At 71.6% G+C, this 11,936-nt stretch carries 10 protein-coding genes; all 10 read right to left on the bottom strand.

Features of this window, described 5'->3' with window-relative positions:
* Window positions 1–80 precede the first annotated feature (80 nt).
* The 10 genes from HG542_RS14675 to HG542_RS14630 all read right to left on the bottom strand — a co-directional run bounded on the left by HG542_RS14675 (window position 81) and on the right by HG542_RS14630 (window position 11,932).
* Window positions 81–824 (bottom strand): helix-turn-helix domain-containing protein, encoded by a 744-nt coding sequence (locus HG542_RS14675; RefSeq protein WP_171081464.1) that lies wholly within the window; start codon window positions 822–824, stop codon window positions 81–83.
* Between the two features lie 187 nt (window positions 825–1,011).
* The gene (locus HG542_RS14670; protein WP_171081461.1) at window positions 1,012–2,982 is read right to left on the bottom strand and encodes a S9 family peptidase; all 1,971 of its coding nucleotides are present in this window, start codon (window positions 2,980–2,982) and stop codon (window positions 1,012–1,014) included.
* 186 nt (window positions 2,983–3,168) lie between these two features.
* Window positions 3,169–4,332: a serine hydrolase domain-containing protein gene (locus HG542_RS14665; RefSeq protein ID WP_229922734.1), complete on the bottom strand. Its 1,164-nt coding sequence runs from the start codon at window positions 4,330–4,332 to the stop codon at window positions 3,169–3,171.
* Window positions 4,333–4,468: 136 nt separating this feature from the next.
* Window positions 4,469–5,314: a nucleotidyl transferase AbiEii/AbiGii toxin family protein gene (locus HG542_RS14660; RefSeq protein ID WP_171081456.1), complete on the bottom strand. Its 846-nt coding sequence runs from the start codon at window positions 5,312–5,314 to the stop codon at window positions 4,469–4,471.
* A 136-nt stretch (window positions 5,315–5,450) separates the two neighbouring features.
* Window positions 5,451–6,083: a Pvc16 family protein gene (locus HG542_RS14655; protein ID WP_171081454.1), complete on the bottom strand. Its 633-nt coding sequence runs from the start codon at window positions 6,081–6,083 to the stop codon at window positions 5,451–5,453.
* A gap of 57 nt (window positions 6,084–6,140) precedes the next feature.
* Window positions 6,141–7,478, bottom strand: a complete 1,338-nt coding sequence (locus HG542_RS14650) for a COG1470 family protein (protein ID WP_171081453.1) — start codon at window positions 7,476–7,478, stop codon at window positions 6,141–6,143.
* Window positions 7,475–8,728, bottom strand: coding sequence for an NADase-type glycan-binding domain-containing protein (locus tag HG542_RS14645; RefSeq protein ID WP_171081450.1), 1,254 nt, complete (start codon window positions 8,726–8,728; stop codon window positions 7,475–7,477). Before HG542_RS14645 ends, HG542_RS14650 begins: the two co-directional genes overlap by 4 nt.
* The gene (locus HG542_RS14640) at window positions 8,728–9,360 is read right to left on the bottom strand and encodes a hypothetical protein (RefSeq protein ID WP_171081447.1); all 633 of its coding nucleotides are present in this window, start codon (window positions 9,358–9,360) and stop codon (window positions 8,728–8,730) included. The genes HG542_RS14645 and HG542_RS14640 overlap by 1 nt, the downstream gene beginning before the upstream one ends.
* Before the next feature lie 156 nt (window positions 9,361–9,516).
* Window positions 9,517–11,481 carry a putative baseplate assembly protein gene (locus tag HG542_RS14635; protein ID WP_171081445.1) on the bottom strand — a complete coding sequence of 655 codons (1,965 nt, stop codon included), beginning with the start codon at window positions 11,479–11,481 and terminating at the stop codon, window positions 9,517–9,519.
* A complete protein-coding gene (locus tag HG542_RS14630; RefSeq protein ID WP_171081443.1) occupies window positions 11,468–11,932 on the bottom strand; it encodes a GPW/gp25 family protein in 465 nt (154 codons plus the stop codon). Before HG542_RS14630 ends, HG542_RS14635 begins: the two co-directional genes overlap by 14 nt.
* Window positions 11,933–11,936: the final 4 nt, after the last annotated feature.

Genomic DNA, 11,936 nt, shown 5'->3' with positions numbered 1-11,936 from the left:
GCCGGGATGCTCGCTCCCGACACTGAACAGGCGCCCGGATTCACGGATATCCGTGAATCGATGCGGACGTCACATCCGGCTCATCGGCTCATCCGGCTCTCCTGGATGTGCGCGAGGAGCCGGGCCGCCGCCCGGTCCAGGCGCAGCCGCTCCGAGCGGCCGCGGCGCTGGTGGATCAGGGCGAGCGCTCCCGTGACGACGGGGCCGTCGGTGACAGGGATCGCGAGTGCACTGACCTCGGGATCGGCCAGCCCTTCGCTGCGGCTGATCCGCGACGCGCGGATCGCCGGAAGAGCAGAGCGGAACTCGGCGACCGCATCGGGGTCGTGGCGGGCGAGCTCGTCGAGCAGCCCACGGCGCTCCGCCTCGTCGGTGAAGGCCAGCAGCAGACGGCCCGCGGCGGTGCGCAGGAGCGGCCGGGCCATGTGCTGGTCGGCGAGCGGCACGAGGCGGGGAATATGCTCCTCGCCGCCGCGCGCGAGGTACACGGCGTCGAGCCCGACCCGCACCGTGAGCAGCACCGGGGTACCCGCGACGCGGCTCATCTCTTCGAGTTCGGCCTGGCCGATCCGCGGCACGACCCGGCCGGCGATGAGGTTGAGGACGTGCGGGGCGGGCCCGAGCCGGAAGCGCCGGTGCTGTTCCAGCAGAAAACCGGTCGCCACAAGGCCGTTGACCAGATCCTGCACCGAACTCGCCGGCGCCTCGACCGTCCGCGCCAACTCGGCCACGGTCACCCCCTCCGGCGCTCGCGCGGCGGCCTCCAGGATCCACACGACCCGGTCCACCGTACGGTGACGCCGCCGTCGGCCGTGCTCGCTCATCCCGCCCCGCCTTGTCCGTCTCGTGGGTCGCCGACCGATCGGGCCGGCACGACGTGTCGATCCTTTCCCCCACCACCCTTGATGATCAAGTCGGTCCCGGCCCCGGCTCCGGCCCCCACACACGTCACAAGGCCGACAGCGGACGGGGGTTCGTTGTTCACGACTCGGTGCCCGCCCTGGTACGGGCCTACAGCCGGCGGTCGTACCAGGCGCGGATGCGCCGGAGGGCGTCGAGCTGATGGGCGCGCTCGTGAAGCCCGTGGCCCTCTCGGGGGTAGACGACGAACTCGTGCTCGACGCCGAAGTGGCGCAGTGCGCGATGGAAGTGGAGCGCCTGGCCGAGCGGGACGTTGGTGTCCTGCTCGCCGTGCAGGATCAGCACCGGGGTGCGGATCCGGGACACATAGGAGATCGGGCTGTTCCGGTCGTGGATGTGCGGTCCCGGCCCGTTCCAGCCGGTGCTGCCGCCGAGCGCCGCGTCCAGGATTCCGTCGTCGCCGGTACCGGCCTGCATGCCCCAGTCGCTGATGCCGGCGCCCATGACGGCGGCCTTGAACCGCTCGGTCCGGGCGATGGCCCAGGCCGCCATGAAACCGCCGTGGCTCCAGCCGGAGATGCCCAGGCGCTCGGGGTCGGCGACTCCCTCGGCGACCAACAGGTCGATCCCGGCGAGGATGTCGGTCCACTCGTCGCCGCCCACCGCGCCCGCCACCGCGGCGGCGAACTCATGGCCATGGCCCGACCCGCCCCGGGGGTTGGGCAGGAAGACCGCGTATCCGGCCGTCGCCAGCCACTGGCCGCAATCGACCACAGTGAGTGCGAACTCGTCGGCGAAGCGGAAGTAGGGGCCTCCGTGGACCAGGGTGACAAGCGGGAAGGGACCGTCGTCCCGAGTCCGGCCGACCGGCAGGATCAGCAGGCCGTCCAACTGCAGTCCGTCGGACGCCCGGTAGCTGAGCCGTTCCTGGACACCCCAGCGGATGGTATGCAGTTCGGGACTGGTGTCGCTGAGCCGGACCAGCGGTCCGCCCGTGGGTCCCGCGTGGACGTTCCTGGGCTCGTACGCAGTGCTCGCCAGCACAGCCAGGGTCTCTCCGGAGCGACTCGCAGTGAGCCCGGCGAGCGTGCCGGTCGCGCAGGACAATCGGTGGAACCGCAGCGACTGCGGATCGAGCCGGTACAGCGCGGTATCCAGCCCGTCGGCGAACAGCGCCAGGGGCGGCCCGTCGGAGACCTGCACCAGCTCGGTGGGGCAGACGGACATGCCGGCCGTGAGATTGCGCTGTTCGACGGTCGGGCCGGTCGCCGGCGGGACCATGTCGAGTACGGCCAATGCGCCTACCAAGTGCCCACGGGGCAACGCCAGATGGGCCAGATGCCAGGTCCCGTCGCAATGCCACCAGACCGGGGACCGGGCCTCGACTCCGACCGGGCCCAGGTCCTGGACGGCTCCCGTCTCCGGGGCGACCAGATGCAGTCCTGCCGTCGTGACACCGGGGTCGGGTTCGGGGGTGGCCCGGCTCAGCACGGCCAGCGGGCCGCCGTCCGGACGCTGGGCCACCTCCACGACATGGCGGTCCCCGAGGCCGTCCACGGTGCGGACCATGCCGGTCGCCAGGTCGAGCAGGCGCAGCCGGGTGACCGGGAGGTGCCGGCCCCAGACCTTCGCGTCGTCACCCTCGGCCGCCCGGCGCTCGTCCTCCGCGGTGGGCTCGTCCTCGGCGAGCAGCGCGACGGTGCGGCCGTCGCCGAGCGGGTAGTGGTCGCAGATGCGCCCGCGCCACCTGGTCAGGGGCAGGGACTCCGCCTTGGCACCGTCCTCGCTGCCGTCCAGAGGGATCCGCTGGAGCTGAGCGGTGCCCCGCCCCTCGCGGTCGGAGGTGAAGAACAGAAAAGCCGAGTCCGGCGCCCATTTCGGGGCGGCGTCGCAGGCCGTGCCGTCGGTCAGCCTGCGCAGGGCTGCGCTGCCATCGGCGGCGGCGACCCATAGAGAGCTGTGCGGACGTCCGTCCCTTCCGCTGTTCGCGACCACGCCGTAGGCGACCAGGCGACCGTCCGGCGAGATGGCCGGTGCCTCGGGGGAGGCCATGTCCACCACCAGTTCCGCGGTGAGCAGGTCGGTCGACTCGGCAGTCGGTTGCGGTGCACGGTGCGGCATGCGGGCTGCCTTTCATTCGTCAGTACGGCAAACGGACATCCTGTCGCACCGACGAGCCTGTGTCAGTCGGGATCCGGAGGATCGGGCCGCACGCGACCCTGAAATGGCTGAACCGACAGTCAGGTGTGTCGCCCCGGCAGGGGTCCGTTCGGCTCCCCCCTGTGTTGCGCCGGGCCGGCCGGTGACTCAGCGGCCCGTCCCGCACAGTGCGTGGTCCACGAGCTTCCGGGTCGCTTTGTTGAGAGAGACCAGGTCCGGGCGGCTTCCCGAGCTCGTCACCGAGACGGCCACCGCCCGCCGTCCGTCCGGTGTGACGCCGGTGCGCGTGTACGAGCCGAGACCGTCCCCTTCGTGGTGCCAGTACCCGCCGCCGCACGACAGCGGATTCCAGCGCAGGCCCAGCCCGTACCCGCCTTCCGGCCACTCGGCCAGGTCCTCCGTGGCACCCGTACGGGCCACCGTCCTTTGCATCTCGGCGAGTTGGGCCTTCGGCAGCAGCCGGCCCGTGACCAGCGCGCGGAAGAACGCGTCCAAGTCGGCCGTCGTACTCACGACACCGGAGTCCGCGGTGTGCTGCAGGCTGTGCTCCGTCACATCCAGCCGCCCGCCGTCCGGCGTGCGCAGATACACCTGCGCGTGCGGGCCGGGCAGGAACGGGTCGGCTCCGGGTATGTAGGTGTGCCGCAGGCCGAGCGGCGCGATGATGCGGCTCTCCACCTGCTCCCGCCAGCCCGCGCCTCCGGCCTTCTCGGCGATCATCCCGGCGAGCAGGTAGTTGGTGTTGGAGTAGGCCCAGCGCGGGTGCGCGTGGTCCGGGACGAACAGCGGCCGGTGCTGCATGGCCACCGCCACCCACTGCGCGGCGGGCGTCGCGTCGTAACGGTGCCTTTCGAAGTCCTCGGTGATGGCGCGGAAGACGTCGGGGTCCTGCACGTAGTCGAACAGGCCGCTGGTCTGCTGGAGCAGATCCCGCACGGTGATCTTCGTACCGTCGTTGCCGTTGCGGGACACCACGCCGGGCAGCCACTTCTCCACGGTGTCGTCCAGCGACAGCTTGCCGTCGGCCACCAGCCGCAGGACCAGCGCCGCCGTGAACGTCTTGCTGGTGCTGGCCGTGCGGAACTGCGCATCCCACGGCACCTGCGCCCCCGTCCGCGCACGGACGGTTCCCTGGCCGGTACTCACCTCCGCCAGCACGGTGACGTCCCCGCCCGCCGCCTGCACGCTGCGGACGTCCGCCTGCAGCACCCCATGTCCGTAGCCACCCGCAGGCCCTGCCCCCACGACACCGGCCGAGACGACTGCGACAGCAGCCATCACCACACCGATCCGGCGTGCTTTCGCGAGCATGTGCATTGCTCCGGTCCCCCTTTTGTTCCGCTGCAGCGGGAACGGTGCCCGCCGTGGACAAGATCCAAGCAGCGGGCACCGCGCGGCCACCATGGGGACAACCCCCGTACCCGGGTGGGGCAGCCCTCAGCGGTTCTCAGTCGTCCTGCGGTCCGCAGCACGGCATCAGACACGTCCACCACGGATGCTTCCTCGCCGTCCTCGCCTTCTTCGGCTGCGCCCGGTTGAACTGCGCGAGGATCTCCGCCTCCACCTCGTCGGCCCGCCCGGACTGCTGCACCAGGTCCTGCCGGATCCGGGCGGCCCGCTCCGGCGGCACGCCGAAGCCGGCGAAGGTCTCGTCGCCGACATCGCCGGCGCGCTTCAGGGAGCGGAAGAAGCCCGCGAGCAGAAGCGGGTTGACGTCCAACTGCCGGATGTAGTCCGGACCGAGCCGCTCGAAGATGCCGTGGATGTCGATGAGGTCCTTGTCACGGGGCTTGCTGGAGCACACCGCGCCGAACTTCAGCCGTACACAGTCCGCCACGGACATCACCGGGATGCCGTCCACCATGGCCGGAGCGTCCTTCAGGGGCAGGGAGGAGGCCATCTCCAGGTCCACCTGTTCCCCCGACGCCGTGGTGACCACCAACGTGGCTCCGCTGTCGGTCACGTCCGCGGCGACGTCGTAGCCGGCGGCGCGGAGCGCGTCGACGACGGCCTGTTGGTAGCCGTTCCGGCCCGGGGGCGCGAACAAGTCGATGTCGTCGGTGAGCCGTTCGGTCAGCCCGTGCAGGACGAGTGCCCTGCTGCCGCCCAGCCGGAGGCCGGTGGCCGGGGCGACGGCCGCGAGTGCGATCCCCGTGATGCGCTTCTTCTCGGCCTCCCGCGGACCGGACGGGAGTTGCGCGGCCTGGCCCTGCCCCGGGCCGGGCCCCGCGTGGGCTGCCCATGCGGCCAGCCCGCGCTCGGCGTGCGGTACGGGCATGGGGGCCGGGGTCATCTGAGAGGGTACCCTCCTGCTGACGTCCGGCGACGGACGGTGATCGCGCGATGGACGCTTGTGAAGAGTGAGCAAGTCGATATCTCCAATTGCTTGTTGGGGCGCTGGGAGGACGGAGACGTGACGCCGTGCCGCCTCAGACGATCTCCTCGACGTTCCGCCGGGGCCGTCGCGCACCGCGCGGCTGCGCGGGCATGGCCGGCGACTCCAGCCGTGCCGCCCGCAGTGTGAGGCCCTTGACCGGCTCGGTCTCCACCGTCGCCCCCGGGCGGGTCACGGGCACGGTCACCATGAGGTCGAGGACCGGGCGGGCCGGAGTGCCGAGGCTGGACCAGAGCTTGGTGGCCAGCGGTTCCGCGCCCTCGGGCGTCTCGCGCAGCTTCAGACTCAACGGGCCCGCGGACAGGCCCGGATACGGGGTGAGCCGCTCCGTGGCCACGCACCACTCCAACAAGGTGCCGAGCAGCCGGTGTTCGTCGCGGGGGCTCTGCCCCCACACCGTGAGGGCGTAGCCGAGCCTGAAATGGCGGGCGGGGCGGTGATAGCCCACCACGACGCCGTGTTCGTCGATGATGCTGGAGTCACCGGTCTGCCGTTGCGCGGTGTCCTCCTCGATGCTGTGCAGGAAGAGGTTCACGCACAGCCCCGAACGGCGCGCGGACCAGTCGGAGTTCGGTGTCTCGAAGGCGACCTGTGCGTTCACGCCGTGCAGGGGGCCGCGTCGCAGCTCCTTCTCAAGGGTGTCGTCTACGTGCTGAACGATGCTCAAGGGTCGGACTCCAGGAAGGAAGAGAGGAAAAGGAGAGAGGAAAAGAGGTCGTGGTGGTCAGGAGGAGGCCTGAGAGGGTTCCGGCTCGGCGTTCGGGCCCGTCAGCGGGATCAGTTCCCCGACGACGTTCGCCGTGGCGGTGCAGGACGTCGCCGGGGGAGCGAACGGCGCGCCGGACGCGGAGGCGCTCGGCACCGGGGTGCCCACGGGGCAGTCCACCTGCAGGGCGAGTTTCCTGCCCTCCTTCAAGGACAGCGGTGCGGACGGCGTGAAGTCCTTGACGTTCTTCACGCCGGTGCTCAGCAGTTGTTGGTTTCCGGCCTTGAGGTAGAGCGTGCCGGTGTCCGGGCCGGAGGCGCTCAGCTGCACGGACTTGACCACCAGGCGGTAGCCCTTCCGTACCGTGTAGGCGTCGACGTCGCTCGTCTTCTTGTTCTTCGTGTCGACGGTCAGCGACCTCTGGAACTGCTCCTTCTTCGGCGCGCCCGCCTCCTCCTTGTCCTTCTTCGCCTTTTTCTCGTCCTCCTTCTGTTTCTCCTCGTCCTTCTTCTGCTTGTCCGCCGCCTGCTGTTCCGCTTTCTTCACTTCGTCCAGTTGTGTGGGCCCCTTGGCGGTCTCGGTCTTCGCCTCCGGCTTCTTGCCGCCCACGGGGGAGAACCACAGCGCCGCGAACGCCACCAGGAGTGCCGTCACCGCGATGAGCGCCTTCAGGACGGGCTTGGGCACGAGCGGATGCTGCCGGTGGACGTAGTCGACGGTGCGCTCCTGACCGTCGGCGCCGTCCACCCAGCCGGCGCTGACGCCGATGGACCAGTTGGCGGCTGTGCCCGTGAACTTGGGGTTCAGGACGCGCGTCATGATGCTGATCCGGGCCTGTTCGCCCGGTTCGAGGGTGAGCCGGGCGCGGCGCAGCCTCGGCCGCAGGGGCGCGTCCTCGGCTTCGCAGGCCACGCGCAGCCGGACGGCCGTCGTGGCGTTGCCGGTGTTCTCCAGGACGACCAGGTTGCTGCTCCACAGCGCCCCGCGCACCCGCGAGCGCACCGGCGTGAGGGCCAGGTCGTGGAACTCGCCGACGTTGACGACCGCTTCGGGAACGGCGACGGCCGCCGGGTCCTCCACCGAGGCGACGTGCACCGCGAACGTCAGCCGTCCGGGGGAGAGTTCGCTGTCGCGCGGCAGCGTGAGCGGAATGGTGATCTTCTCGTGGTTGCCCGGGTAGACGGCCAGCCGGCCCAGCCCGGCGTCGGTGTCCGGCCACTCGGCGGGCGGCCCGAGGAGCCGCAGGACGTAGGCGTCGACGATGCGGCTCTCGTTCCACACCCGCAGGTGGGCGGTGACGGTGCCGCCGGGGGTGATGACGTCCTCGGGGACGGTGAGTTCGGCCCGTACGCTCATGACGCCTGCCGGGTGAAGAACTGGATCTCGGCCATGGCCACCGGCATGTCCGGCTTGAGCCCGGGGTTGACGGCCTCGATGGTCACCTGGACCTGGACGACGTCGTCGATGCCGAGGTCGAAGCGCTGCGGACCGGGCTGTCCGCCCAGCTCGATCTGCTTCTCCACGGTGCCGTGTCCGGCCGTGGTGGCGGTCACCTTGATCCTCGTGGGCCTTCCGGTCTCGGCGAACTGTTTGGGCGCCTTGGCGGCCCCGTTGATGATCAGGAGCGAGGTCAGCCGGAACGGGCTGGTGAACTCGGCCGTCCAGTACTGGCCGACGGCATCCTTGCCGCTGCCCTTCGGTGCCCACGCCCGGTTGTCCACGCCGTCGGAGGCCAGCTCCGCCTCGAAGCCCTTCGTGGAGCTGGAGGCGGACACCGCGTCCGGGGCGACCGCGTCCTGCGCCAGGAAACGGTCCTTGATCCTCGGTACGGCGTCGTGCGCGGCGGCTACCGCGCCGCCTGCGGACACCCCGGCGACCAGACACAGCGGCAGCGCGGCCAGTGCCACCCCCCAGCGGCGGTCCCAGTGCCACACCTCCGGCCGGTCGAAGTACCGTTCGCGCAGCCGCTCCCAGCGGGTCGGTTGCGGCTCTTCGGGCTCGGGTTCGGGGCGCAGCAGGGCACCGCAGGGGTGGCAGTACGTGCGCGCTTCCGTGTTGGGCCCGCCGCACTCCGGGCACTGCAGCAGCTGTGGCACCCCGCCCGGAGGGGTGGGCGCGTCCGGCCCGTCCTCGGCCGGCGTGGTCCACAGCACGACCTCGCCGCTGATGACCTGGGTCCGCGCGCTGTGCGGCTCCGGCGTGCCGGGCAGCGGCGCGAAGAGGGGGTCGGCCCAGGAGAGGTTCCCGGCAGCGGGCTGCGGGTCCGCGGGCCGGGGCGATACGGGCGCCGACGCGCCCTGGCCGGTGGGCCGGGCGGCCCCGAACTCAGGCTGCACGAAGCCGCGTTGACCCGAATCCGGCTGCGCGGTCTCAGCCGGTACGGACTGCCGGTATACGGACTGCGGGTACACGGTTTCCCGCTCCGCCGGAAAGGCGGCGGCGGGCGGCTGCGCGGGCTGTCCGGAGCCGGGACGGTCCCACCCCCGGTACGCCCCGCAGGAGATGCAGAACGTCTCGCCCGGGTAGGCGACCACCCCGCAACTGCCGCAGACATCCTGCTCGCCGGGCACGTACCAGCCCCGGTGTGCGGACGAGTCGGTGCCCATCAGGCCTCACCCCCCGACGCCCCCCGCACGAGCAGGGGGTCCTCGTCGTCCTCGACCGTGACATCCGCCGCGACGTGCGCGGGCAGCCATTGCCGGACCAGTTCCTCGACGTCCTCCGCCACCCAGGGCCGGCCGGCCGACGTCCCGTGCGGCAGAAGTACCCGTACCCGGGCCCAACTGGCCGCCGGCAGCGGCACGGAGGGGTCCTCCGGGCCGGTGGTCACGTGCGTGCCCCCGGACTCGGCCAGTTCGAGGCGCCCGCCCAGCACATGGCGCACGAGGAGGTCGAGCCCGGACCGGGTGCCGCGCAGCCCGTGCAGCCGGTGGCCGAGCAGGAGCGCGTTGCGCCGCCCTGTCGGGCCGACGCAGGAAGGCAGCGCGGTGTTGCTCCAGCCGAGCATCCACGAGACGAAGTGGTCCGGGGCGGTACGTGCATCGAAGTAGGCGTCGAGGCAGTCCAGCGAGGTGATCAGCGGGGCGAGGGTGTCGTCGAAGCCGGCGATGAACCGGTCGGCGAAGTCGCCCTGGCGGTAGCTCTCCGGCAGGATCGCGCGCAGCGACCGGCTCCCGGGCACCAGGGGCGGCACTGCGGGTACCGCCGGTGCGGGTGCCGGTGACGGCAGTCTGTCCATGAGTCGGTCTCTTCTTCCGGTGGCCAGCGGGTCATACGCGGTCCGGTGCGGTTCGCCGACGCCCCGAAGAGGTGCGGGGAACTGCGCGACCAGCCACGACGTACCTGCAGATGAAGCAGATGAAGCAGGTGAAGCAGCGGACTTCCAACGGAGCGCTCAGCGCGCGTTCTTCACGGCCACCTGGTGGCGGAAGGAGAGGAACAGCGTCGCCGGGCCGACGTCGATCCGGTCCGCGGCGGCCTGCCGCTCACCGGTGCCGAGGTCGGCGGGGTACATCTCCAGCCTGGGCACGGACTCGACGTCCTCGCAGCGCGCGGCCACCGCGTACAGGTCGCTCAGCCGCAGCGCCCGCCCGAGCGGCCAGCCGGAACGGCTGCCGGTGCCCGAGCCGGAGTCGGAGGGCAGCGGGCTCAGGCACTCGTACAGTGCGCGCAGTACCCGTTCCTTGACCTCGGCCCGGTCCGCGCCCTTGGCCGCCTCGATCTCGGCGACAACGGTGACGCCCTGGTAGGCGGGGCCGCTGACGGAGACCGTGACCCCCAGCGGCCGGGCCGCCTCGACCGCCCGGGCGGCCGCGGACAGCATCTCCTCGGACGGCACCAGGTCCCGCCAGCTGTTCTCGTCCCGCACATCCCGGACCTGGGGGACGATCAACACGCGTACGAGTCCGGCATGTTCGGTCCCGGCGGGTTCGGCAACGCATTCGATGCGGCCTGCTTCGCGGCAGGCGGCCCGGGCGATGGTCTCGTAGTCGTGGGCGGTGACGGCGCGGTCCTGGGTGCGCAGCCAGTGGCCGGCGCGTTGACGCACGCTGTCGACGGATTCGGCGTCGACGCCGCCGGTGGCGGGTGTGCGGTTCTCGACGCGGGAGACGAGGGCGACGGGAGTGCGCAGGACGGTGAGGGTGGAGGCGGCGACGTTGCCTGCCCGGCCGCCGCCGCGGCGGTAGGCGCCGGCGGTGATGCGGGCGCCGATGTCGGGCACGGCACCGTATTGCCGTATCTCGCCGTCGGGTTGGCGCACTGCGGGGCCGAAGCGGATGGTGCCGGAGGCTTCGTCGACGGTGACGTGCCGGTCCGTCGGGGAGGAGTCCGCGAACGACTCGACTGCCTTCCACACCTGCCGCCCGGCCTTGGTCTCCACGGCCACTGCGCGCAGCGATCCGGCGACTACGGGGGTGCGGTGGAGGGTGAAGGACTGCCCCGGCGTGCCGTCGGAGGTGCCGAGTTCGTCGTGCGGGATCGTCTCGCCCTCGACCGCGCCCGTGGTCCCGCCCACGGTGTACGCCTCCAGGGCGTCGACCTTGGGGGAGGAGGAGTAGACGGGCTGCCCCGGGGCCCCCTCGGTGATCCGGCAGCGCAGCCAGCCGGCGCGCCGCCGTCCGATCAGCGAGTCCACATGTCCGTCGGGCAGGTGCAGCAGGATCTCGCCGGGACGGTTGAGGCCGCCCGTGCTGTCGCTCTCGACCTCGCATGGCAGCCAGCCCTCGCCGCACCACGCCTCCCACACGCGCGGCGGGCGGCGCGGATCGACACCCACGCCGTCCATGCGGCAGTCCACATGCAGCGCGACGGCGCAGCGCGGCGCCGCCTGCGTGAGCCCCACCAGCAGGGCGTCGCCCGGTGCCGGCGGCTGGGCGAAGCATGTCACCGGCTCCCCGGACTCGAAACGCTCGGTGGACAGTTCCGGGGTCTGCCCGGCGTGTGCGGTGCCGATGTGGCCAAGGGCGGTGGGGACGATGTCGAGTTGCCGGCTGACGGTGAAGACGCGCGCGGGCGCGCTGCCGGTGCGCGGGGTCGCCACCTCGGTGCCGACGGGCACGGTGACGTCCGCCTTCTGGGGCGTGGCGAGCCGGAACGTCAGCTCGGTGCGCGCTGCCTGGGGTGCCGTCATCTGCACACCGAGCAGGTCGAGGAACTCCAGATGGATCTTCTCCGGTACCCGGTTGAGGCGGTAGGAGAGCTGGTCGACCATCTGCGCGAACGCCTCGATGAGTGCCACACCCGGGTCGGAGACGTTGTGGTCGGTCCACTCCGGGCAGCGGCGCTGGATGAAGCGCTTGGCATCGTCGACCAGGTCCTGGAAGCGGCGGTCGTCGAGGTCGGGGCTAGGCAGCGACATGGTCGTCCCCTTGCGGAACGGAGCCCGCAGGCTCGGAGCGGTGCGGCCCCTCGCCCTCATGGGCGGGGATCACATAGAACGGATGGACCAGATTGCGGCGGCTGTTGGTCCCGGCGAGGTGGTAGGCGATCTGGATCTCCAGCACTTCCTGCTGCCCCGCGGCCTGCGCCACGGCGACGTCGTCCACGACGATGCGCGGCTCCCAGCGCTCCAGGGCACGCCGCACCTCGTGCGCGATGGCCCCGCTGGCGGAGGCGTCGAAGGAACCGAAGACCCGGTCACGGATCGCACACCCGAACTCGGGCCGCATGGGCCGCTCTCCGGGCTCGGTGCTCAGGATGAGCCGGACCGCCTGCTCGACATCGGCGGACCCTTCGGCCATCGCCACCCCGCCCGACGGACTCACGCCCAGGGGGAACGCCCAGCCACGGCCGATGAAGACATCGGACACGACG

This window comes from Streptomyces morookaense (genome assembly GCF_013030945.1).
Classification (GTDB): Bacteria; Actinomycetota; Actinomycetes; order Streptomycetales; family Streptomycetaceae; genus Streptomyces; species Streptomyces morookaensis.
Note: the sequence above shows the minus strand (reverse complement) of the source record. Positions and strands in the feature narration are given on the sequence as shown.